The sequence below is a fragment of the Terrimicrobium sacchariphilum genome, from assembly GCF_001613545.1.
GTDB lineage: Bacteria > Verrucomicrobiota > Verrucomicrobiia > Chthoniobacterales > Terrimicrobiaceae > Terrimicrobium > Terrimicrobium sacchariphilum.
The window spans coordinates 1,659,462-1,682,706 of record NZ_BDCO01000002.1 but is presented as its reverse complement, the minus strand read 5'-3'; the positions used below and the strand labels follow the sequence as shown (position 1 = coordinate 1,682,706).

The following is a 23,245-nucleotide window of genomic DNA, read 5'->3' as shown; positions in this document are numbered from 1 at the left end:
AGTAATCGTGCGCGATGGAAAGCCGAGATTCCTCGCCCGGCCACTTGTCGGGGACCTAACGATATCCGCCTAGCTTTTACCCCGCGTCCATGAAGTCTCGTCCCACTCCAACAAAGGGAGCTGCACTGATCATCGCCCTCGCGATCATGGTACTGGTGCTGGCTCTCGTCGTAGGAATTCTTTCGCGGGTGCAGGTCGAGCGAGGAGTGGCCAGTGGTTACGCTTCCTCCATCAGCGCAAAGATACTTGCGGAAGACGCTGTACAGGTCGTCCAGGCGCAGATCGATGCCGCTACCAAACAAGGCACGACAGTCGCATGGACCTCACAGCCGGGGCTCATCCGCACCTTTGACAACAGCGGAAAGGCTCAAAGAACATACAAACTCTACAGCTCTCCGTCCATGTGGACGGAGGGAGCGCTCGTTCCGACCGCGGAAGCATCGACACTTTCCGATTGGTATAAACACCCGGCTCTCTACACGGACCTCAACATGCCGGCCGATAGCGATTTCGACGGTACAGTGGACAAGTGGCCGATCCTTGATCCATCAGCCGCCGGGGAGGTGGAAGGCTTCGCCCTGAACTCCGCCCCGACCGGTGCATCCCAGGGAATCACCAACCCGGCGCCCATGCCCGTCACCTGGCTCTACATCCTCCAGGACGGCCAGATGGTCGCCCCTTCAGGATCAGGCGATACCGCCACCGTGCCCGGCGCCTCGGATTCCAACCGCATCGTGGGCCGCGTCGCGTTCTGGACCGACGACGAGAGTTGCAAGATCAACGTCAATACCGCCTCGGAGGGAACGTATTGGGATGCCCCGAGATTTGGCACCCCCCAGGAAAAGGACCTGGCCCAGTACCAGCCCGCAAAGAACGAGTTTCAGGCCTATCCCGGCCACCCGGCAACTACGAGCCTCTCAGCCGTGTTTCCCAACCTGACGCGAGACCAGATCTTCAGCCTGGTTCCCCGCCTGAAGAACGAGGGTTCCCGGAATGGAACCATCAAGGTCAGCGATGCCGCCGCGGCAGGGCTGGACCAGGACCGGCTCATCGCCACAGAGGACGAACTGCTTTTCTCCAACTCGCGCGCGGAAAATGCAGGCATCACCCGCTCAATGCTGGAGCGCGGAAAGTTCTTCCTCACCACCTCCAGCAGGGCTCCGGAGACGAATCTGTTCAATCTTCCCCGCGTTTCGTGCTGGCCGATTCACTCGACCAACTCCTCCAACTACAGAACCCCGTTTGACCGGCTGATCGCGTTTTGCAGCACGATCAATAATCAGCCCTACTACTTTCAACGAGCCAATGCCGCCAGCCCGACTGATGACTACGACAAGATCCTCCGTAACAGGACCCTCTACGCCTACTTAAGGGACCTCATGGCGCGCAAATTTCCGGGGTTCGGAGATACGCTCTCCGGGAAATATGGCAATGATTCCGATCAGGTCCTGACCGAGATATTTGACTATATCCGAAGCACGAATCTCTATGACGGCAATCTGGCCAAGGCAAGCCGGTATGCCACCGGCATAAAGGCCAACTCAGCAGACAACAAAACCCGTCTTGATTATGGAGTCGTGGAGCCGATCCGCATCGGAGACACCAAGGGGTTCGGACGCGAACTAAGCCTGACCGAGGCAGGCATCTGGTTCATCTGCACGGCAGACCCCGACATTCCCGCCTCCAATAACAGCATCGACTCCAACGGCGTCTTCACCGATCGCAACAAGACTCTGCCGGGAACAAATGACCCCGCCACGGCATGGGATGACAGGGTGCTTCAGAAAGACACATCGGCTGGCACCAAGCAAATCCGCATCGAGGCGGCAATGCTCCTGGAGCTCTTTACCCCCATGCAGGGCTATGCGGGGCTGAGGCCGGACATCGAGATCAAGATCGAGGGACTGGAGAACTTCACCGTAAAAGGCAATGCCGATGGCTCCGCGGTTGCACTGGGCTTCCCTCCCGAAAGCGACCAGACTGAAACGAAGGCGGGCCGAATGATTCTCGGGAAATACTCGCATGATGTGAATGGGGGGTTCCCAACCGGCGGCAACATGGGGCTCTGGTGGACTCTCGACGGCAGAGGCGTGCGTGCCCGCAACAATGGCCGCCTGCCACAGGATTCCATGTTTAGCAGCAGCACGGATGGAGGAGCCGGAGTAACAAAGAACCGACAATACCCATTTATTAGTGAGCCGGTGACGATCCGGGTCATGGCGAGCGATCCGAGGCTCACCTTCAGCGGAGGACGTCTGACCTTCCATATCCTCAAGCGGGCCACGGGAGACGTCGTACAGAAGATCACCGCAGACATGCCGGGAGGCACCTTTCCTGCGCCGATCCTGAATAATACGACGACACTAAATGCCGATGGCTCCGTCAAGTCAGCGGCGCAGAAGCAGTGGACGTTCCAGGCAGGAGGAGCCGGACTTACCGATGACAAGGGTGGCACGGTCTCTGCCGGCAGGCTGGCTGGTGATTTCGGAGGCGGAGACTTTTTCGTCCTGGAACGGAACTCCGATCTTGTCCGTTCCATCGTGCCTGCCGACAAAAACGGCAACAATGCCGACTTCCGCATCCTCGCTGCCAGGACCGACGACATCACTCCGACGACAGACACGCACTTCGTTCCTCACCCGCTTTATAACAACGACTATCGCCTGGCCGACTCCTTCACCGAGTATAGTGGCGGCTGGTACATGCATGTCTTTCGCGATGGGTCCAAATACGACAGCCTGTCCACAACCTATGGGGGCAAGCTGGCCAACATGACCCAAAACTATCAGCGCTCCAGCCATCCCGACACCCCCCTCCCCGTCCCCGCGGCCCAGGCGACAGGCGACTGGGACAATGGATTGACGAATGATGCCGACGGCCCCTACCTCAACAAGCCAGATGAAGGCAATACATACATCAACGCATCATCCGAACGCGTCCCCTACTATGAGAGCTATGGAGCGGAAATGTTCGACGTCAGCAATTTCTTCTCGCCGAACCGCATCATTCCCTCTCCCGGCATGTTTGGTTCGCTGCCGACCGGGATCAAAAGGGAGCATCATTGGGAAACGCTGCTTTTCCGCAGGCAGCCCGGCCATCCGAACTACCCCTCCGCGCCCGGAGGCTTCATTGCCAACCCCGACTACCTGATCCTCGATCTCTTCTGGATGCCGGTCGTCGAACCCTACGCGATCAGCGAACCTCTCTCGACGGCCGGAAAGATCAATCTCAACCAGCAGATCATTCCGTTCACCTGGGTGCAGCGAAATACCGGACTGAACGCCGTGCTTAAACAGGAGAAGGTCGTTTCGGTGCCCAATGAAGACACTGGCACATACAAAAATAGCGGCACCAACTCCTATCGACGTCCCGTCAATATACCCGACACCCTCAAGCAGCTCGACTACCGCTTTTCAAACTCCGATGGGTCGGGCCTCTACGCCTTCCGAACCCCCGCTGAGATCTGTGACTTTCACATCATTCCCGACGACGCCTCTCCATCCACCGGGTCCAAGCAGTCCCTCGACCAAAGCATGGCCGCCTACTGGGCGGCTCACGCCCTTACTGGTGACAATTCACGAGAGCGGATCTACACGACGGTGTACCCTCGCCTAACCACCCGCTCAAATACCTATACCGTGTATTACCGCACCCAATCACTAAAGAAGCGCCCCGGCTCCAATCAAGGTGTGTGGGAAGAAGGCAAGGATAGCGTCACCGGCGACTACCGCGGCTCGACGACTCTGGAGAGGTTCATCAACCCGGCCAATCCTGATATCAAGGACTACGCGGCCAATCCAAACGCCACCCCCTCGCTCGACACTTTCTACCGGTGGCGCCAGCGCTCGAATCGACCGTTCGCTCCCTGACAGCACTCCTCATATGAATCGTCCTCGATCATGGAAAGCAGGAGTCCTGGCCGTCGGTGCCGCGAGCATGTTGCTCTCCACGGTGATTGGCGAGACGTTTGAACCTTCCTCCTTTGCCCAGCCTCCCGCAAGGTCGAGAGTGGAAACCTGGTGGCACTGGATGGATGGCCGGATCAGCAAGGACGGTTTGTCCCTGGATCTCGACAGCATGAAGATGCAGGGCATACAGCGAGCCACGATCACCCTGGTGGGATTTGGAGCAGGCGCTGACTCTCCGATTGCATTGGGAACGCCGGAGTTCTTCGACGTTATCCGGTTTACCGCAAACGAAGCGAAAATGCGCGGCATTACGCTCGGCCTCACCGCCGGACCCGGCTGGAGCGGTGCGGGAGGGCCATGGATTCCCGTGGAACAATCCATGAAGCGTGTCGTCTTCTCATCCGTAACCGTCGATGGTGACAGGGAAGTCACCGTACAGCTTCCCGCCCTGCCGGCGAATGCCGGTTGGGCCAGAGATACCTATGTCCTGGCGTGGCCGGATCATCGGACGCCCTCGCGCATGTCCCTTTCACCCCGGGTTCTCAATAACGGCCGGTCTGAGGATACGAATGCCCTATGCGATGCAAATCCATCCACCTCGATCGCTTCAGCGGCATCAGCCGACAGTAAAACCTGGAGTGTTTCGATTCCCTTCTCTACCGGACACCGCGCCGAAAGGGCCTTTATCTGGCTTCAAAGTTCGATCTGGATGAAAAGCCAGCCCCTCACCCTTGGCATAAGGGCTGACGGACATCTCGTCGCGGAAAAGGAAATGTCAGTTTCCCAACTGGAGGAGCCAATCACGATCACCTTTCCCCGCGTTACTGCGCAAACCTTTGAGGTGGAGGTCCGGCTTCCGGATAATGCCTCCTTCAATGCCAGTCAGTTCTCCCTGCGCGAGGCGGAGTTCCTCGAGGCAGAAGAATCCCCTCAGTGGGACAGCGCATTCCGCGATCTGGGAAGCCAGATTTCCGACTCGGCTGGTCCGCTCTCCATCCTGGCAACGGCCTCGCTCACGCCGACTGCAGGCGACATCCCGGCGGACAAGGTGGTCAACCTGACCGCTCTTCGCACGGGCGACATCGTAACGTGGAAAGTTCCGCCGGGGCGTTGGCGGATCGTGCGCTACGGATACACCACGACAAACCAGAAAATCAACCCGGCGCCACCGGGTGGAGCTGGCTATGAGTCCGACAAGATGAGCGCCGCGGCTACCGAGTTGCAATATCGCTCATATATCACGCCCATTCTGGAAGCAGCCGGGTCTGGGAATCGCTCAACATTCACGCTGCTCACAGCCGACAGCTGGGAGTCGGGCATGCAAAACTGGTGCGCCGATTTTCCCGAGCAATTCCGACGTCGTCGAGGCTACGATATCGTACCTTGGATGCCCGCACTCACAGGAGCGACGGTGAATTCCACGCAGGAAACTCTGCGTTTCTTCAATGACTTTAGGGAAACCATCTCGGACCTCGTCATTGAGAACTATTACGAGAAGCTTTGCCAACTGGCACATGCTGACGGCCTCGCATTTGCCGCAGAGTTTGCCTTCGCCGGGCCTCGTCTCGACGCCTTCCGTATGACCCGCGCCATCGATGTTCCCATGGAGGAGCTTTGGTCCGACTGGAAGGACGGCAAACCTCCGACCATTCCAGACGGCACGATCACGCAAACGGTATTTGCCAGTGCCGCGCAGGTGTGTGGCAAAAGGATATTTGGCTACGAATTGTTTACCTCGCTCCGTGGCGACTGGCGCAGGACGCCCGGAGATTTTTCGTTTGTCGGAGACCTCGCTTTCCTCAAGGGCATGAATCAGGCCTCGCTGCACTCCATGATGCACCAGCCGGACGAGCGACAGCCTGGCCTGACCTTGCAGGGATTCGGCCAGCATTTCCAGCGGCACAACACCTGGTGGACCCTGGCCCGCGACTGGCTTTCCGAGCTGGCGCGCAAACAATACATCTTTCAAAACTCCTCCTCCTTTCACGACATCCTGATCTACTACGGCGACACTCTGCCGCGCAGTGAGCTCAATCTCTCAAAGTTCGTCCTGCCGGAAAATGTCCAGCCGCTCTTCATCGATCACGACACCCTGATAAACCGCATCAGCGTAAAGGACGGCATGCTCCGGCTCGACAACGCGGGAACCTTTGCCTGCCTGATCCTGCCTGGCAGCACGATGTTCTCCTCCGGAAGTGCGTTGCGCGTGGATACATTGCAGTGCCTCTCGAAACTGGTGGATGCAGGCGCTACTCTCATTGGCGAGCCGCCTTTGCGTACACCGGGACTGCTCAATTTTCGCGAAGAGGATGCGTTGCTGAAGGCGCTGGTCGCGCACCTATGGAACAACCTGCCTGACAACACCCTTGATCCTCATCGAGTGGGAAAGGGCTTTGTTTATCGGACCGACAACGTAGCCCAGGTGCTGGCAAATGCAGGCTACCTGCCGACGCTACGATCGAACTCCTCCGAAGGGGGGCGAAATGTAAAATTCTGCCACATTCTGTCAGAGGATAAGGAAGCTTACTTTTTATTCAACCCCAACGAGGGCCCGGCCAGCTTTGTCTGCGATGTCGCAGACCTGAAAAAGAGGATGCCGGAACGCTGGGACCCCGCCAACGGCTCCATTGCACCTCTGCCCGTCTTCCGGCACCGCGCAGGCCGTACGATCTTTCCAGTCGATATCCCGGCAAAAAGCAGTGTTTTCATCGTCCTGCAAACCGTTGCGGCACCCCGCTGGGTGTCGACGCATCCGAGCGAATCCAGTTTCACCGGCCTGGCTGGCATTGCTTTTCGGGAACGCTCGCCCACCCGCTGGACTGCAACCTCAACCCAGAGCAAAGAGGTCTCCCTCACATGCCCCGAAGGCGCAGTCATTACGCTCAACTTTCCTTCGCCTCGCACATTGCCCGTGAACACACCATGGCGGCTTCAATTTAGACAACTGGCAGGACAGCCCGAAATCACCATGACCGAACCCGTATCCTGGACCAGTCTATCCGACGACAGATTCCGGAACTACTCCGGTCTCGTCGTTTATGAAACCTCGCTCAATGTCCCTCCGGATTTTCTCAGGGATGCAGGAAATGTAATCCTCGATATCGGCCACGTCGGGCGGGCGTGCCGTGTTTCCATCAACGGCCGCAATGCAGGGACGCTCTGGCGCCAGCCATGGCAGATTTCAGTCGATCGACTTGTCAACCCCGGCGAAAATTCCATTAGCATAGAGGTGGTCAACACCTGGTATAACCGCCTCATGGCCGACCAGTCACTGCCCGCGCGGGAGAGAACCACGTGGACGTCGTGGCCCCGGATCAAGGACTGGCTCGCGGAGAATGCCGAGCCTGAACAGAGCGGCTTGCTCGGCCCCGTGAAACTCGTGGCCTACCCGGAGATCGAGTTGCCGGCCACTCGCTGAATGCCTTTCCACATGAAATCCACTGACAAGGCTGCACTGAGTCTGTTCCCCGGAATTATTCATCGTTGTAGAATGCGTCCTGCCTCTCCGCACCGGATTTCCTTGCATTATCTTGCTCACTGTTGAACTTCGTATCTTATGCCTTCCTTACCCCGGGTTACGGTTCGCGATATTGCTGAAAAGGCCGGGGTGCACTTCACCACAGTCAGCCTGGCACTGCGTCAAAGCCCTCGACTGAAAGCCTCCACGAGAGAAAAAGTCCTTCAGATCGCGGAGTCCATGGGCTATCGCCCAGACCCGATGCTGGCTGCGCTCAACGCCTATCGGAAGTCCTGCCGCCCCGCGCATTATCAAGCCACCATAGCGTGGATTCACAACTGGCCGAGCCCAGAGCAGCTCTACCGTCATGGGGAGTTTAGCCAATACTACGCCGGGGCCAGCGAGCGAGCGCAGGAGCGTGGATACATGGTTGAGGAATTCTGGCTCCGAGAGTCAGGCATGACTGTGGAAAAGCTCCACCGTATCCTGAGAGCACGCAATATTCAGGGAGCACTGCTGGCTCCCCAGCCACTGGCAAACATCTATCTCGACCTCCGATACGACGAGCTCTCCGCCATCGCCTTTGGCTACACCATGCAGCCGGCCGTCCTCGATCTGGTGTCCAACCATCACGTGCACACCATGAAGCTCCTGCTGCAAAAGGTGCTCGAGTTGGGCTATCGCAGGATCGGCCTGGTGATCCCAAGTGATTGGGACGCCAAGGTGGAGCACGCCTGGCAAAGCGGACTGCTGCTTCTGCACGCCCAGCGACCGGATCTGGCTCGGCTCCCGATTCTTTGGGATATCTGGGACAACGAAGAAACCAAAGAGCTGGAGGCGTGGACAAAGGAACACCGCCCAGATGTGGTCATCTCGTTTCATACGACAGCTCATCGCCTGCGCTCGATCGGCTACCGGGTTCCTCAGGATATCGGCTTCGCCTGTCCGTTTCTGGATAATAACGATTACTACCTATCTGGAGTTCACCAGAATGGCCGGCTCATCGGACGCAAGGCCGTCGACATGGTCGTCGACATGATTCACCGCAGGGAAACCGGTATCCCGGAAACTCCCGTCCGCGTACTCGTCGAGGGAACCTGGCAACCCGGCAAAACCTTGCAGCGCCAGGAACCGTCGCCCGTGCATCCCGAACGTCAGAATACGACCCGGCAGAAAAAACAAAAGGCGGTCAAGTCGCCCGGTCGTAAGCCTCCAAAGTGACAAGATGAGCGGGTGTCTCGCCCCTCAGGAATCTGGCAACATTCTCCAATGCCTGCCACCCACACAACGGATAGGTATCGGAGGTCGGCCCGGCCACATGAGGCGAGAGCAGGATTCCCCGCGTATCAAGGAGAGGTGAATCCCCTGGAAGCGGCTCCCTGTGATAGACATCCAGCGCCACCCGCAGCCGTCCTTCCCGGGCGAGATCAATCAAAGCATTTTCATCCACCACCCGTCCCCGTCCGACATTCACAAACACGGCATCGTCGGCCAGAAGCGACAGGAGCTCTCGAGTCACGACGCCCTTGGTGCGGTCATTCAATCCCTCGCATTCAATCAAAACCTCGGTACCAGCAAACAGGTCGTCCAGCGAATCGCATCTCCTGACGGAGTATTCATCATAGTGGGCCTGCGGCACCCCTTCCGAATAAACGGAGACTTCAACGTGATGCGGCTTTAGCATCAGGATAAGCTCCCGGGCGACCGCTCCAAACCCATGAACCCCCACCCGTGCACCCCGGAGCCTCTTCGTCTTGAGGCGTTGCATCATCTGAAGCATGTCCCGCGGCTCCCTCATCATGGCGGGCCACCCTGAGATCCCTCGCAAGGCAGCAAGGACCAACAATAGCGCATGCTCGGCGACGGTGTGGCTGATCAGGCTGCCCCAGTTACTCACCAGCAACCCCTGCTCGATAAAGATGCGCGGAACCCGCGGTTTGACTGATCCCGTGATGCTGCATAGATAACGCAACGAGCTCTCTGCCCACCATTCCATGGGCAGGGTGGGACAACTCCAGGCCGTCAACAGGACCGTCGGCTGCATTTCCCTGAGCATATCCAGCCACTCCTCCCGAGACATCCGCGACACGTCCACCTGGCTGACCCTCGCAGAGCTCCCGCTATCAGGCCTCCAACCTGGCAGGAAGAGGTCTCTTTCATAGGGCGTCAAAACAGCGACCACGTGATCGTTGGAGGATCTCGCAGCCCGCAGCGTTTCCGAAAGCTCAAGCGTATTCATGCAGGAACTCACCAATCGTAGGTCATGCTTCATTGGGCGTAAACGAATCGCCTCGACGCATTTGTTCTTACTGTCGAATCTCAACACGTTGCTCCCGGGACCTCTGCATCCATTCCCTGAACAGGGAAAATCGCCCCAGATTCTACAAAACGAATTTCACTGTCATTGCCCGGAGTTTGCCGAATGGGCTAGCCTGTCTGCATACCGCTCCTCCCACGATGAGAACTTTATTTTCCCTCGCGACGATGGTCCTGCTGGCATCGACCCCGCTCTCCGCCAATCAACTGACCAATCCCGGGTTTGAGTCCGAGTTCAATGAATGGAAGGTGCAGGAAAAGCAGCCCGTGTCTTCCGTAACTCAGGAAGCCGCTCACACCGGCACCTTTGGGCTGCACCTCTCGGGTCCTGGTGCACGCATCGAATCCGAGCGAATGGAGGTCGTGCCTGGGCAGAAGGTGACTCTGGAATTCTGGGCTCGTGCCACGTCCAATGGCCTGGCCGTCGTCATGCTCGTCCCCTATGGCGGAAACAAGCGCCCTATCTTGAACGAAAAAGGAAATCCCCCGGTGATCATCGTTGCAAAGAAATCCGCAGAGTGGAGTCCATACAAAGTGGAATTTTCTGCTCCAGAGGATGCCACCTCATTTGGCATCTGGATTCGGTCCTGGACGGGGTCAAAAGGCGAAGCAGACCTGGATGACTTCAGCCTTAAGATCGAATAAGCTATCATTTTTACATTAACCACGCTTTTGATCTGCTCCGATGAGCAATCCGATCCTCGGCGTCTTCTATCACTGGCTGGGAGGCCTTGCCTCCGCGAGTTTCTACATCCCCTATCGCGGGGTGCGGCGCTGGTCGTGGGAGACCTACTGGCTCGTAGGAGGCGTCTTCAGCTGGATCATTGCTCCCTGGATCTTCGCAGGGCTGCTGATACCCCGGCTATGGCATGTTATCTCCTCGGCGCCCCCGCAGGCGCTGCTACTGGCTTATACTTTTGGCGTCCTCTGGGGCGTGGGAGGGCTCACCTTTGGTCTCACCATGCGCTATCTCGGCATCGCTCTGGGCATGGCGGTTGCACTGGGCTTCTGCGCAGCCTTTGGCACGCTGATCCCTCCGTTATTTGAGGGAAAGATCGGGAGTATCGTCGGCACCGTATCAGGGCAGATGGTTATTCTCGGTGTGCTCGCATGCCTGGTCGGCATCGGTATTAGCGGCATGGCAGGAATGTCCAAGGAACGAGAGCTTTCTCCCGAGCAAAAGGCTGCCACCGTGAAGGAGTTTCACTTCACCAAGGGCATGCTCGTCGCGACGTTCTCCGGCATCATGAGCTCGTGCTTTGCCTTCGGCCTGGCCGCCGGAAAGCCTCTAGGCGACCTCGCCAAAGCCTCGCTCCTCGAGCATGGTGGAAGCGACCTCTGGCAGAATCTCCCCGTCCTCGTCATCGTGCTCCTCGGCGGGTTCACCACCAACTTCATCTGGTGCCTCATCCTGAACTTCAAAAACCGATCAGGACACGAATACCTCAACCTCCGTCCTGCGGCGGTTGCCGAAGTCAGTGCCGCCGAGGGTCTGATGCTCTCTACTGCCGCAGAGGAGAAATCCGTCTCCTCGGAGAAACCTCTCCAAACCATCGCGGGACCTGCGCCGCTCTTGCGAAATTACCTGCTCTCCGCGGCAGCGGGCATTACGTGGTATCTGCAGTTTTTCTTTTATAGCATGGGGCAGACAAAAATGGGCCAGTACGAGTTTTCCAGTTGGACCCTCCACATGGCCAGCATCATCATTTTCAGCACATTGTGGGGGATCGTTCTCCACGAGTGGCGAGGCACCAGTCGCCGCACGCATGCCTTGATTGCCCTCGGCCTCCTTCTGCTCATCGGATCGACCGTCATTGTCGGATACGGAAACTTCCTGGGGACGGAACCCTCCCACTAGCGCCTCCCAAAACCGCGCAAATCGCCGCGATAGTCATCCCCGCGGCTCATCAGAAGAGCGCCCCTTGAACCGGGGTTCCCCTCATTCTCCAACCAGACCGCATGCATCTGGTCGCCTCGTTGACATTTCTTTTCAATCGATATATTTTTCTTTTCGTATCGCTTCTTTAAGGATACGCCAGACACGTCAGTCTACTGTATTTCCCCATAGAGTACCCCCATCACATCTCGGAAAAATGTCGTTCGCTTGTCCCTCCTCCAGACGAACCACGCTCGCTACCAGCGTGGTTCTTGCTTCATTGGTGGTCGGAATCGCGTGCTCGGGAGTCCGCGCCGTCGGAGCAGCCCCGGCTGCTCCCGACGCTCTGGCAACGACGGAGAAGGTGATGAAGGCCCATGGCGATGGCATGTCCGCCTTCTCCGCCAATGACTTCGCTGGTGCGATCACAAATCTGAACCAGTTCTTCTCGCTGCTTCCCGCCTCCGCTCCGCCCGAATGGCAATCCGCGATCGAGGCAGCCTATCTTACGCTGGCTGCGGCAAATTTTAACACCGCCAACTACTCCGCAGCCATATCCTCTTGGGAAAAATTTCTCTCGAAATTTCCCGCTTCGCCCAAGGTGAATGAAGCGCGAATGAATCTGGCTATCGCAGCGCTAAAAAGCGGAGTTCCATCAAAAGCGAAAGCCCAGTTTGCCCTCCTTCAGCAACTTCCTGCTTACCGGAATCAAATTCTGCTCTATCAGGCCTCGCTTTCCATGCAGGAAAAGAAGCCCGCTGAAGCGATTCCTTTGCTGGAGGCCCTGACCGGAAAGCCGCCGCTGCCGGACAGCAGGCAAAAGGCCGCGGCCAGCCAGATGCTGGCGGAGGCGCTGCTCTCGACCGAGCGCTGGGATGAGGCATCCAGAGTCATCCGCGTTCTGCAGGATCATCCGGCCAGGATCGACAATCCGCTCCAGCTAAACATCCTGACATTGAGTCTGGGAGATCATTATTCCGACAAAGGCGAGCTGGCCGATGCCCTGGCATATTACGCAATGGCCCGATTGCAGGCAGACTTGATTGCACTCCAGGAAAAGAAGATCGCCGAGCTGAAGCAGGCCATAGAGAACGAGAAGAAGAAACCCGCCACGCAGGACGCGGCAGGCACCGCGCGTCTTGCGGACCTGGAGAATGCAGTTGCCGCCGCGGAGGAAGCGCTGGGCGGGTTTCGTCAACTGTCCGGATTTGACGAGTCGGTCTGGTTCCGTATTGCCCGCGCCTATTCCACCGCGGGCAGGCCATGGGAGTCCTACCTCGTACTCAGGCATATGCTGGAGGAATTTCCCAAGAGTCCTCTGCGCGAAAGCATGATGTCGCTCTGGATTTACTCCATGGCCGACATCGTGCCCTACAAGGAAACCCAGGCAGCATGCGCTCAGTACCTGAAGGAGTTTCCGAAAGGCGAACGCGCGGAGGAAATCTCCTACCTCAACGGCGCGCTCGCCCTGCAACATCAGGATCTCGCCAGCGCAGCCACGTTCTTTGGGGTGGCTCTCAAAGATCAGCCAAAGAATCCCCGGCGCGGCGAAATGGTCTATCTTTTGGGCAACGTGAATTTCATGCAAGGCCGGCTTCCCGAGGCGCGCAAGCAATACGAAGGCTATCTCCGGGAATTCCCCTCCGGCGAATATGCCGAGGAAATCATCTGTCGCCTCGGGCTAAGCTATTTCTTTGAGGGAGATCTCAATCGGGCAGTTCAGGGGTTCAACCAATATCTGGAGAAGTATCCCAAGGGAAACTTCCGCGCTGAGGCTAAATACCGCCTGGAGGTGGCGGACTACGCGGCAAAAGATTACGACAAGGTGATCGCCTCCTGCCAGTCCTGGGCAAAGGAATTTCCCGAGGACCCCTTGCAGGCGGAAAACGCCGCCCTGCTTGGCGACACCTACGCAGCCCTCGAACGCTTTCCCGAGGCAGCTGCCGCCTATGCGTCCGCAGTACGTCTGGCGAGGACTGACGAGGTGCTTCAGTATGCCCTGCAGGAAGCACAGAAGTCGTACCAGAAGACCGGAGACTGGGAAAGCATCGGAAAACTGTTCCAGGAATTTGTCGATACACATCCCGACAGCCCGCTGAACGTCATGGCGATCTACTGGGTCGGGCGTGCCCGGGAGCGCCTCGGCCAGCCCACGGAAGCCCGCCGCATCACAGCGGAAAACGTAAAGCGTTACATTGCCGACCGGCGGCGCGACGGCGTGGAACAGCTTCTCCTCCTCTACGCCCAACTGGCATCCAGGAAAAGAGCAGACAATCTCACTGCCGATCATAAGGCCGGGACGACCCAGGGGATCGACGAGGAGATCGCCTCCTCGCTCGCCGATCCAGAGACCGAATTGCCTCTCGTAAAGGCCCGCATTCTTTATGCGCAGGCTGAGGCCGCACGCCTGAAGCGCAATCCCGAACGCGCCAATGCCCTGCTGGATCAAATCGCCCGTGACTTCAAACCGGAAGACCTGAGCGCTCCACTGCTGGCCATGGCCGGCGACCGGCTGCTGACTGCGGGAGACACAGAGCGCGCGAAATCGTTTTACGAGGTCCTCAAAAGCGATTTCCCCAAGAGCGCCAATATCGATGCTGCTGAGGTTGGACTGGGCCGCCTCGCGCTGCTCGGCGGAGACACCGATGGTGCTCAAAAGCACTTCCAGGCGGCGATCGCCCGCCCCGGCTCATGGATGCCCCAGGCCCTCGTGGGTCTGGGACGAACCCAGATGGCGATGAGTCAATACCGTGAAGCGACCAAGACCTTCCAGCAGGTGGCGTCGACCAGACAGTGGCGGGGCGAACCCACGGCGGAAAGCCTTTACTGGCTTGGCGAAATTGAGCGCAAGCAGCAGAAATACGCCGAGGCCAACGCATACTTTCAGCGTGTCTATGTCTCCTGGCTCAAGTTTCCCCATTGGGTCGCACGCTCCTATCTCGCCAGCGCGGACTGCTTTCTCCGCATGAACAAGCCCCAGGAGGCCATCCGGACGTGGCAGGAAATGCTAAGGCAGGATGCTTTATCGAAGCTTCCGGAGTTCGCCACAGCCCGGAAAGAACTCGCCACCCATCAGTCCGCCCAGTGATGAAAGCCATACTCCCCACCGCCATTTTTGCGCTGATCGCGACCGCTTCTCTGCATTCCCAGGAGCTCGTTCTGAAAGATGGCCGCCGGATTCCTTTTGCGACATTTTCCGTATCCGGCGCAACGCTTAGGGTTCCGACCGATCTGGCGGAAGGAGGAAAGATGGAGGTCGGTTATCCGCTTTCCAGTATTGCCACCATTGATGCCGAGGAGCCTGCGGAGATTCGCTCCGCAAAGTCGCTCCTGGGTGAGAACAAGCCCGCTGAAGCCCGCGCAATGCTGCGGCCCGTACTGCAACTCTACGGCCCCGTCAAAGATCTCCCCGGCCAATGGTGGGCGGAGGCGGCACTGGTGCAGGCCGATGCACTGCGAATCTCCGGCGATCGTTCCGGTGCCGCGCAGGTCTACGATGAGATCACCACCCATTTCCCGGTGGATACTCAACCCGGCGCGCTCGCCGCCCTCCGAAAACTCGCTCTCTCCGATCAACTCCACGGTGTCAAACTCAGTGAAAGCGTCACTAGGGTCGCTGAGGCACTGAAGGACCCGGACCCGCACACCAAGGCCGAGCTGAAATTCCTCACCGCCCGGGCGCTCTCTCAGCAAGATCGATTTCGCGAGGCTGCGGAAGGCTTTCTGGGTATTCGCGTGTTTTATCCAGGCGTGAAGGAATTGCAGGCCGCCGCGACGCTGGAGGCTGCCCGCGCGTTCTTCCAGATGGATGACCTGAAGTGGACGGCATTTTACCTTCAGGATCTCAAGAGTCTCTACCCGGCGTCACCCGAACTCGCGGCGGCGAAAGACGATTTTGCGCGTCTTGAGCGGCGACAGAACAGGCCCGCCGACACATCCAGCATCCAGACCAAATGAAAAAAGACAGAATCCATCGAATCAAGAACGCTCTGCTTTTGATAGCGCTTCTCGGCTTTGCTCCGCTGTGTCTCGCGGAGGAAGGTCCGGCAGGCGAAGCAGGCAGCGTCCACGAGAAAACACTCTTTGAAACCCTCAAGGAAGGCGGATGGGTCATGATCCCCATCAGCATATGTTCTCTGCTCACCCTGTATCTCGTCGGGGAAGGCGTCCTGCGCACCAGCCGCAAGCGCATGATGCCTGAGGCAACCATGGAGAACCTGCGAACCTTTTTCCGGCAGGGCGATTACGTCAATGCCTATGAGTATTGCCAGAAGAACCCCTCCCCGCTGGCGAGGGTCGCCTGCGCCGGACTATCGGGACTCGGAGAAGGGAAAACAGCGACCGAAGAAGCCATCCACGGCGAGGTCGTACGGGTCAACTCCAGCGTCAACACCTACATCAGCTACCTTTCCGTCATCGGCGTTTGTACGCCCATGATCGGACTTCTCGGGACAGTCACCGGGATGATTCGCGCGTTTGCCACCCTGGGCTCCTCCGGCATCGGCGACCCCTCGAGTCTCTCGGCTGCCATCGGCGAGGTCCTGGTCGCCACCGCATCGGGCCTCTTCATCGCGATCCCGGCCTTCGGCTGCTTCTACTTCCTGCGCAATCGCCTCTCCCGGGCAATGCACGACCTCCAGGATGAAATCGCCCGACTGTTCCGCCGCATGCCTTATGACCTGCTCAAGGACGTTCATCTCGGCAGCGAGGAGCTTTATGCCGCACAGCCCAACTGGACGCTTCCCCAGCAAGCTGAGGAAGTCGAGGCAGCCTCTCCAGTCAACGCCTAGCCTCTTTAATCCATGGCTGGCGGTGGAAATCTCGAGAGCGGCGAACCGGAGTTTCAGATTGCTCCGATGGTCGATGTCCTGCTGGTCATCCTGATCTTCTTCATGACGATCACTTCCGCGCAGGTTCTTAAAGTGGACCGAAACATCAAACTGCCCATCGCCCAAAACGCGACCAAGAAGGAAAACATGCGCCGGGAGGCCATCGTCAACGTGCAATGGAATGCCGAAAAGCATAGCGCGGGGTTCACCTTCGACGATCAAAGCTACGAGGATGCCTCCCGCATGCTGGAACCGCTCCGGAGCGCCAAAGCCCGCTCGGATCAAACCCGGGACACCGCCACCTCGCCCGAGGAATATCGTGCGGTCATCCGCGCCGACCGCGATGTCCCCGTGCGCTATGTCGCCGCGGCCATGGGGGCCTGCGCCCAGGCAGGGATTTCGGATATCAGCTTTTCCGCCACCAACAGGGACTAGTTCACCATGCGACACGTTGACCTTGATGATCAGGAGGGATACCTGGGATTTCAGATCGCCCCCATGCTGGACGTGATGTTTGTCCTCATGCTCTTCTTTATGGTGATGGCTGGCTCGGTGAAAATCGAGCGCGAGCTCAACACAAAACTCCCTGGCAATGCCCCAACATCCGAGTCGGTCGACTTCCCGGACGAACAGATCGTCTCGATCTCGGCTAACGGAGACGTGTTGCTCAACGAAGAACCAATCGAGACAGCGGCCAGCAACAAAAGCCTGCCGCAACTCTCCGCCGCGATGCAGCGCTTGAAGCAGAACGCCGACGCGGCCAGGACCGAGCTGCTGGTCACACTGGTCAGCGAAGGCGACACTCCATACTCCCGTGCGATCCAGGTACTCGATGCCCTCGCCCTATGCGAAGTAAAGGGCGTCACATTCTCAACCACCGACGATTCGGTCAGCCAATAAATCACCCTCCCGCCATGGATGCCAAAGTCGCCATCACCCATTGGCTGCAAAACCGATTCAGCTCACTCAAGAAAGGTTGGTTCTTCTGGGTCAGTGTCGCCGTTCATGTCCTGATCCTCGTCGTCGCCACTGCGTTTGTCGTCCAGAGCATCGTTACCAAGCGCAAGGTGACCTTCCAGGGAGCAGGAAAATCCACCCAGGCAAGCAGTCGGGTTCTGGAGTACAAGGTCGCCGCACCCCAATCCCCCGCCTCGGCCATGATGCCGGCGATGACAAGCAAGATCACCGCCAACGCGGCCTCGAAAATCGCCCTCCCGGATATGCCCGACATGCCTCAAATGAATTCCATGCTGCCTTCATCGATGGCAGGAGCGAGTTCCCCGTCGCTAGGTTCGCTCGGCGGACTCGCCGGAGGAGGAGGCTCTCCGGGAGGACGATCCATTCCCTTCTTCGGTGTCAACATGCAGGCAAAAAAGCGGATCGCATTCCTCCTCGACTATAGCGGGAGCATGAGCGGTCCATTTCGGACCAAAATGGAGAAGGAACTCGAGCGCAGCCTTCGCTCCCTCGCCCCTGGCACGCAGGTGATGCTCATCCTCTGGGCTGGCCCTGCCTGGCTGCCCACCCAGCGAATCAGCGAAGTTAACTCCAAGTGGAAAAAAGGCTCCGGCTACGATGACTTTTCCCTCGTCGGGGACGAAAAGCTCGACTCCCCGCCTTGGATTTCCATCAGTTCCGAGAACGTGGATTCCGTTATGTCCAATCTCCGCCAGCAATCGGCGGCACCTGGCGGTACGGACTGGAAGCAGCCCTTTCGCTACGCCATGCTGGCCTCACCAGCGCCCGATCTGATCTTCTTCATGACCGATGGACAGATCCCGAAGGATAATATCGGAAAGACCCTCAGCGCGATCGATAACGCCATAAGCAAGAACTTTCAGAAGCCCAAGGTAAACTGTATCTGGATCGCCCGCCCGGAGTCGGAATGCCATCCCGAGGTGCTCAAGCGTCTCGCCGAAAAATACGATGGAGAGTACGTCGAAGTCGGCAAATAGCTCCAGACCACCCAACTCGCTCACGATTGATGCGGACGTAAAGGCTTCCCTATCCATTAATCGAGGGCATAGTAAACTCCTGCGATGAGCGCTATGCACGGGGCATCGACAGATCGACCATGGGAATCCAGCAAACCGAAATGCTTTCGTCTCTGAACTGCAATACTCCGACGGATCGAAACCGCCTCCTCATCGCGCTCGTCGCGCTGAGCGTTGCGCTGTCCTCTGTAGTTCCGCGCTTAGCCGCAGCTGAACCGGGCATGGCGGCCCTGCCTGGAGGGGAATTTACGATGGGGTCCGATGCACCGTATGCACAAGCTAATGAAAAGCCCGCCCATCGCGTGAAGGTCTCACCCTTTTTGATCGATATCTACCCCGTCACAAACGCCGATTACGCAAAATTTGTCGCAGCGACGGGATACAAGACCGTGGCGGAGCGGCCGGTCGACTGGGAGGAAATCAAGAAGCAGGTTCCCCCCGGCACGCCCAAGCCACCGGACGAAATGCTCCAACCGGGTTCTCTCGTCTTTCAACCCACCGCCGGACCCGTGCCGCTTAACAATATGGCTAACTGGTGGGTATGGACACCGGGAGCAAACTGGCAGCATCCCGAAGGCCCCGGCAGCACGATCAAGGGCCGCGAGAATCATCCTGTGGTCCAAATCGCATGGGAAGACGCCGAGGCTTATGCCAAGTGGGCGGGCAAGCGTCTACCCACAGAAGCCGAGTGGGAATACGCCGCCCGGGGCGGACTGGATGGTCAGCGGTATGCCTGGGGCGACGAAGAGATCGTCGATGGCAAATACCATGCCAACCGCTGGACCGGGGACTTTCCGTATCACAATACGGCAGCCGATGGGTTTATTGGCACCTCACCCGTCGGCAGCTTCCCTGCCAATGGATTCGGGCTCTATGACATGGGCGGCAATGTCTGGAACTGGTGCGCCGATATCTATCATGGGGCGGCATTCGCCGAACGCGGCGAGAACAAGACCATGGTGTGCTGCGATCCCCGCGGCCCTGCCTCGGGAGAGCCGGAGCGTATTCTGCCCGGTGATCCCTCGCCAGCCGATGTCCCCGGCACCGTGCGCCGGGTCATCAAAGGCGGCAGTTTTCTCTGTTCTCCCAGTTATTGCGAAAGCTATCGCCCTGCCGCCCGTCGCGGTTCGACCCCCGATACCGGCACGAGCCATATTGGCTTCCGCTGCGTCAAATCTCTTCCGTCCAATCCTTAGGCTGTCGCAGAATCACCAGTCAAAAACTGGATCGAAAACATCTCTCAATCACGCGGCACTCCCCAGTCAGGAAAAACAAATGAGTTCCTCTGGTGCAGCCGTTGTCATGATTCTGAGAGCCCTGTAGGAATTGCCAAAGGCTATTCCGTACCTCCATTCAGGATACGTTGGAGTTGTGCCAACATGGCTTCCAGACGCTGAGGATCTTTTTGAGCGAGATTTATCTTTTCACCCTCATCCTCAGCCAGATTGAACAACTGGGAATTATTCACGCTGACTGTGGGGGCGCCCGCATCTTTCTTCGGATTCTTCGGGACGATGAGTTTCCAACTACCGTCGCGGAATCCCATTTCCGACACGCCCTCCTCTACCAGTGTTTTCCGCCCCTGCTGTGTTTCCCCTAAAAGCGGTGCCAGCATATTCTGGCTGTCGGGCGCAGCGCCACTCTCGATGCTTTGTCCTGTCAGTTGGGCGAAGGTGCGCGGAAAGTCGATCTGGCAAACCAAGGCATCGGAGACGCCCGGTTTGATCTTTTCCGGCCATCGGACAATGAAGGGCACACGAGTGCCTCCTTCATAGGCGACATACTTCCGACCCTTGTACGGTCCCGCTGGAGTATGCGTTCCGTTCTTCGCGACAGCCTGGTCGCCATATCCGTCATTCAGTACCGGACCGTTATCACTGGTAAAAATGACGATCGTGTTGCTGGCGAGACCCCGGTTGTCCAAGGCATCGAGCACCTGACCGACAATCCAATCGAGCTGCAGGATGACGTCTCCGCGGGGACCCAAGGGAGTCTTGCCGGCAAAACGTGCACTTGGGATTCGCGGCACATGAGGCTCGACCAGAGCAAGGTAGAGAAAGAACGGCTTGCCCTTGCTTTCCTCCAGGAAATCCACGGACTTCTGAACGATCAGGTCTGGCATGTCGACATCGGACCATAGCGCGGATTTTCCTCCCTTCATGAAGCCGATCCGGCTTACGCCATTCACGATCGTTCCACTATGCTGGTCGTCGGCGGTCATCAGCAGCATCTCTGGATGGGATTTCCCAGTTGGCAGATCGCCCACGCGATGGGAGTAGCTGACCTCGATAGGATCATCCACGCTCAGGTTTCGCACTTTGCTGCCTTCCAGAAACACACAAGGCACCCGGTCCAGCGTCGCGGGAATGATGAACTGACTGTCAAATCCCACATCCAGGGGACCGGGGCTGATATTAGTGTTCCAGTCGATCTTGCCTTTTCCGAGGCCGAGATGCCATTTTCCTACGATCCCGGTGCGGTATCCCGCATGCGAAAGGATGGAAGCCAGTGTGGTGGAGCCAGGCTTGATTATGAGATTTGCATCGCCTGTCAGGATTTCTCTTCCTCGCTGCCTCCACGCATATTCGCCCGTCAGCATCGAGTATCGCGACGGCGTACAAGTCGCAGCGGACGCGTGGCCATCCGTAAAACGCAATCCTCCCGCAGCGAGTCGATCCAGATTCGGCGTCGACAACGCCTTTGCTCCATAGCAACTGACGTCACCCAGGCCCAAATCATCCGCATTGATAAGGACGATATTGGGAAGCGGCTCGGCGGCGTTCGCCTTCCAGGAAGAAAGCGCAAGCAAGGTCAGCAATACCAGCGCAAGGCATGAGAGTTGCCCGAGGCGGCTCAATGACTTGATCCTGGTGCGAATGCTGCCCGGCAGGCAAAGCTTCGGGGAGGCGCAATGAAACGTCTGAGGCATGTGATGAAGAGGGCGAGCAGTTCCGGGTTGATGGAATCCGAGCATCGATCTCAGAAGTAAACCCATACTCATTTCACCTGTATTATATCGATACAATAGTGTCAAATAACTCTGTACAGATACTTGAAAGCAAAAGAGAGCTGCATCCCGTATTCCCGAAACAAAACGCCGCCGCACATTCGTGCAGGCGGCGTTCCGTACTTACGAGGGGGCAGAGAGGCCTGACGCCTTCCGAGTTTCGATCAAGCGGCTGCCGGTGTCACCCAGCCGCTTCGAACGGCGAAATCTCCGAAATGTTCTCCTGGATTGCGATTCTTGGCGAAGCCCTCAAAGAGTTCGTCCAGAGTCGAAACAATGCCAGATTCGTCCAGATTCTCGCGATAGACCTGATTGAGACGCGTCCCCACATGGTCTCCGCCAATGCAGAGATTGTAGTGACCCGGTCCTGTACCGACGAACCCGATCTCGGACAAGCGGGAACGTCCGCACCCGTTCGGGCACCCTGTCATGCGCGTAATGATATTCTCATTTTGCAATCCGTGGCGCTCCATCAGGATGTCGATCTTGTCGATGAGCGATGGCATGTACCGCTGGGCCTCCGCCAGGGCAAGAGGACATGTCGGCAACGCCACGCAGGCAATGCTGTTTCTGCGAAGTACCGAGCTGCGCTCCAGGAATGCGACAACGCCATGCTTCTCGAGAATCTCGTGAACCCGCTTCTTGTTCTTTGTTGTCACGGAGGCCACGATCACCCCCTGATTGGCCGTAAACTGGATGTTGCACAGTTTCGCCTCCGTCAGTTCCAAAAGCGCCGCCTTCAGCGTTTGTTGGGAGTCGTCGAGGATGCGGCCATTTTCTGCAAAGGCGGTGAAATTCCACAGTCCGCGATGGTCCTGGAGCCAGCCGTATCGATCCTCACGAGACGTGAAGGCGAACGGACGAGCCGGTTCGAGAGCAAACCCGCAGCGGCGAGTGAGCTCGGCTTTGAACTCTTCCACTCCCATGCGGTCAAGGGTGTACTTCAGTCGCGCGAGCTTGCGATCGCTGCGGTTTCCGAAATCACGCTGGATCGTTACGATCTCGTAGAGAGCAGACAAGAGGTTTGCGTCGCCATCGCGGATGTCGACATATCCGATGACCGTCGCCGCCCTCGGGTAGGTCTCGGGATTACCATGCGTCGCGGAAAGCCCGCCGCCCACGACAATGTTGAAACCCACCAGTTCCTCATTCTCGAGGATCGCGATCAATCCCGCATCGTTGGCGAAAACGTCGGGGTCATTGTTGGGCGGGACACCGATGCCGATCTTGAATTTCCTGGGTAGATACCGGTCCTGATAAAGCGGATCTTCCTCGTCCTGCGGGTTCAGGTGCTCCTCGTCCAGCCAGATCTCGTGATAGGCACGAGTCTTGGGCAGGAGGTGCTCGCTGATAAGCTTGGCGTATCCGTAGAGGCGCTCATGCAAAGGAGTCTCCGCAGGGTTGCCGGAGACGATCACGTTGCGATTCACATCGCCGCAGGCGGCGATGGAGTCCAGGCCCACCAGGCTGAAATCCTTCAGCGTCGGCTTCACATCCTTTTTCAGGATGCCGTGCAACTGAATCGTCTGGCGCGTCGTGATTTTGATCACTCCCGTGGAATACAACCCTGCCACGTGATGCACGGCGACCCACTGCTCGGGTGTCAGGAAACCTCCGGGAATGCGGAGGCGAACCATAAAGGAATAGAGGCGATCCAGCTTCTTGGCCGCACGGATGTCGCGACGGTCGCGGTCGTCCTGGAGATACATGCCATGGAACTTGACCAAAGCCTGATCAGGGTCCCGCACGGCGCCTGTGTAGGCGTCGCTCAAACTCTCCTTGATCGTGCCGCGCAGACCATGGCTTTCCTTTTTGATCTTCTCGATCGGAGATGGCTGGTTGTTGGACATATTCGCGA

General features: G+C 58.0%; 15 protein-coding genes. 12 read left to right on the top strand and 3 right to left on the bottom strand.

What is annotated here, in order from left to right; all coding sequences use genetic code 11:
- The first annotated feature begins 89 nt into the window (after positions 1-89).
- The 3 genes from vccA (at position 90) to TSACC_RS07910 (ending at position 8,586) form a co-directional block, all read left to right on the top strand.
- Positions 90-3,869: a Verru_Chthon cassette protein A gene (gene vccA / locus TSACC_RS07920; RefSeq protein ID WP_075078808.1), complete on the top strand. Its 3,780-nt coding sequence runs from the start codon at positions 90-92 to the stop codon at positions 3,867-3,869.
- 13 nt (positions 3,870-3,882) lie between these two features.
- Positions 3,883-7,326: a glycosyl hydrolase gene (locus TSACC_RS07915; protein ID WP_084400305.1), complete on the top strand. Its 3,444-nt coding sequence runs from the start codon at positions 3,883-3,885 to the stop codon at positions 7,324-7,326.
- 138 nt (positions 7,327-7,464) lie between these two features.
- Positions 7,465-8,586, top strand: a complete 1,122-nt coding sequence (locus TSACC_RS07910) for a LacI family DNA-binding transcriptional regulator (protein ID WP_075078806.1) — start codon at positions 7,465-7,467, stop codon at positions 8,584-8,586.
- Here TSACC_RS07910 and TSACC_RS07905 read toward each other — a convergent pair.
- Positions 8,555-9,409 carry an NAD(P)-dependent oxidoreductase gene (locus tag TSACC_RS07905; RefSeq protein ID WP_169809576.1) on the bottom strand — a complete coding sequence of 285 codons (855 nt, stop codon included), beginning with the start codon at positions 9,407-9,409 and terminating at the stop codon, positions 8,555-8,557. The two genes, TSACC_RS07910 and TSACC_RS07905, sit on opposite strands and share 32 nt — an antisense overlap.
- 413 nt (positions 9,410-9,822) lie before the next feature.
- On the opposite strand from TSACC_RS07905, the gene TSACC_RS07900 reads away from it, so the two are divergent.
- The 9 genes from TSACC_RS07900 (at position 9,823) to TSACC_RS07855 (ending at position 19,576) form a co-directional block, all read left to right on the top strand.
- A complete protein-coding gene (locus TSACC_RS07900; RefSeq protein ID WP_084400303.1) occupies positions 9,823-10,326 on the top strand; it encodes a carbohydrate binding domain-containing protein in 504 nt (167 codons plus the stop codon).
- Positions 10,327-10,366: 40 nt separating this feature from the next.
- Positions 10,367-11,539 (top strand): L-rhamnose/proton symporter RhaT, encoded by a 1,173-nt coding sequence (gene rhaT, locus TSACC_RS07895; protein WP_075078804.1) that lies wholly within the window; start codon positions 10,367-10,369, stop codon positions 11,537-11,539.
- Between the two features lie 235 nt (positions 11,540-11,774).
- The gene (locus TSACC_RS07885; RefSeq protein WP_084400302.1) at positions 11,775-14,645 is read left to right on the top strand and encodes a tetratricopeptide repeat protein; all 2,871 of its coding nucleotides are present in this window, start codon (positions 11,775-11,777) and stop codon (positions 14,643-14,645) included.
- A complete protein-coding gene (locus tag TSACC_RS07880; protein ID WP_075078801.1) occupies positions 14,645-15,514 on the top strand; it encodes a hypothetical protein in 870 nt (289 codons plus the stop codon). The genes TSACC_RS07885 and TSACC_RS07880 overlap by 1 nt, the downstream gene beginning before the upstream one ends.
- A complete protein-coding gene (locus tag TSACC_RS07875; RefSeq protein WP_075078800.1) occupies positions 15,511-16,347 on the top strand; it encodes a MotA/TolQ/ExbB proton channel family protein in 837 nt (278 codons plus the stop codon). Before TSACC_RS07880 ends, TSACC_RS07875 begins: the two co-directional genes overlap by 4 nt.
- A gap of 12 nt (positions 16,348-16,359) precedes the next feature.
- Complete coding sequence (locus tag TSACC_RS07870; RefSeq protein WP_075078799.1) at positions 16,360-16,821, top strand: ExbD/TolR family protein; 462 nt, start codon at positions 16,360-16,362, stop codon at positions 16,819-16,821.
- 6 nt (positions 16,822-16,827) lie between these two features.
- A complete protein-coding gene (locus TSACC_RS07865; protein WP_075078798.1) occupies positions 16,828-17,286 on the top strand; it encodes an ExbD/TolR family protein in 459 nt (152 codons plus the stop codon).
- A gap of 14 nt (positions 17,287-17,300) precedes the next feature.
- Positions 17,301-18,341: a vWA domain-containing protein gene (locus TSACC_RS07860; protein ID WP_075078797.1), complete on the top strand. Its 1,041-nt coding sequence runs from the start codon at positions 17,301-17,303 to the stop codon at positions 18,339-18,341.
- 119 nt (positions 18,342-18,460) lie between these two features.
- Positions 18,461-19,576 carry a formylglycine-generating enzyme family protein gene (locus TSACC_RS07855; RefSeq protein ID WP_501211790.1) on the top strand — a complete coding sequence of 372 codons (1,116 nt, stop codon included), beginning with the start codon at positions 18,461-18,463 and terminating at the stop codon, positions 19,574-19,576.
- Between the two features lie 140 nt (positions 19,577-19,716).
- On the opposite strand, the gene TSACC_RS07850 is transcribed toward TSACC_RS07855, so the two are convergent.
- Both TSACC_RS07850 and TSACC_RS07845 read right to left on the bottom strand, forming a co-directional pair.
- A complete protein-coding gene (locus TSACC_RS07850; protein WP_084400301.1) occupies positions 19,717-21,309 on the bottom strand; it encodes a sulfatase family protein in 1,593 nt (530 codons plus the stop codon).
- A 242-nt stretch (positions 21,310-21,551) separates the two neighbouring features.
- Positions 21,552-23,237 carry an NADPH-dependent assimilatory sulfite reductase hemoprotein subunit gene (locus TSACC_RS07845; protein WP_075078796.1) on the bottom strand — a complete coding sequence of 562 codons (1,686 nt, stop codon included), beginning with the start codon at positions 23,235-23,237 and terminating at the stop codon, positions 21,552-21,554.
- Positions 23,238-23,245: the final 8 nt, after the last annotated feature.

Bases quoted from the DNA above. Each gene is read 5' to 3' on its own strand.
- TSACC_RS07900 (WP_084400303.1), top strand. From the start codon at position 9,823: ATGAGAACTTTATTTTCCCTCGCGACGATGGTCCTGCTGGCATCGACC.
- TSACC_RS07870 (WP_075078799.1), top strand. From the start codon at position 16,360: ATGGCTGGCGGTGGAAATCTCGAGAGCGGCGAACCGGAGTTTCAGATT.
- TSACC_RS07865 (WP_075078798.1), top strand. From the start codon at position 16,828: ATGCGACACGTTGACCTTGATGATCAGGAGGGATACCTGGGATTTCAG.
- TSACC_RS07845 (WP_075078796.1), bottom strand. From the start codon at position 23,237: ATGTCCAACAACCAGCCATCTCCGATCGAGAAGATCAAAAAGGAAAGC.
- TSACC_RS07850 (WP_084400301.1), bottom strand. From the start codon at position 21,309: ATGCCTCAGACGTTTCATTGCGCCTCCCCGAAGCTTTGCCTGCCGGGC.
- TSACC_RS07880 (WP_075078801.1), top strand. From the start codon at position 14,645: ATGAAAGCCATACTCCCCACCGCCATTTTTGCGCTGATCGCGACCGCT.
- TSACC_RS07910 (WP_075078806.1), top strand. From the start codon at position 7,465: ATGCCTTCCTTACCCCGGGTTACGGTTCGCGATATTGCTGAAAAGGCC.
- TSACC_RS07875 (WP_075078800.1), top strand. From the start codon at position 15,511: ATGAAAAAAGACAGAATCCATCGAATCAAGAACGCTCTGCTTTTGATA.
- TSACC_RS07915 (WP_084400305.1), top strand. From the start codon at position 3,883: ATGAATCGTCCTCGATCATGGAAAGCAGGAGTCCTGGCCGTCGGTGCC.
- TSACC_RS07885 (WP_084400302.1), top strand. From the start codon at position 11,775: ATGTCGTTCGCTTGTCCCTCCTCCAGACGAACCACGCTCGCTACCAGC.
- rhaT (WP_075078804.1), top strand. From the start codon at position 10,367: ATGAGCAATCCGATCCTCGGCGTCTTCTATCACTGGCTGGGAGGCCTT.
- TSACC_RS07905 (WP_169809576.1), bottom strand. From the start codon at position 9,409: ATGCAGCCGACGGTCCTGTTGACGGCCTGGAGTTGTCCCACCCTGCCC.
- vccA (WP_075078808.1), top strand. From the start codon at position 90: ATGAAGTCTCGTCCCACTCCAACAAAGGGAGCTGCACTGATCATCGCC.
- TSACC_RS07855 (WP_501211790.1), top strand. From the start codon at position 18,461: ATGGGAATCCAGCAAACCGAAATGCTTTCGTCTCTGAACTGCAATACT.
- TSACC_RS07860 (WP_075078797.1), top strand. From the start codon at position 17,301: ATGGATGCCAAAGTCGCCATCACCCATTGGCTGCAAAACCGATTCAGC.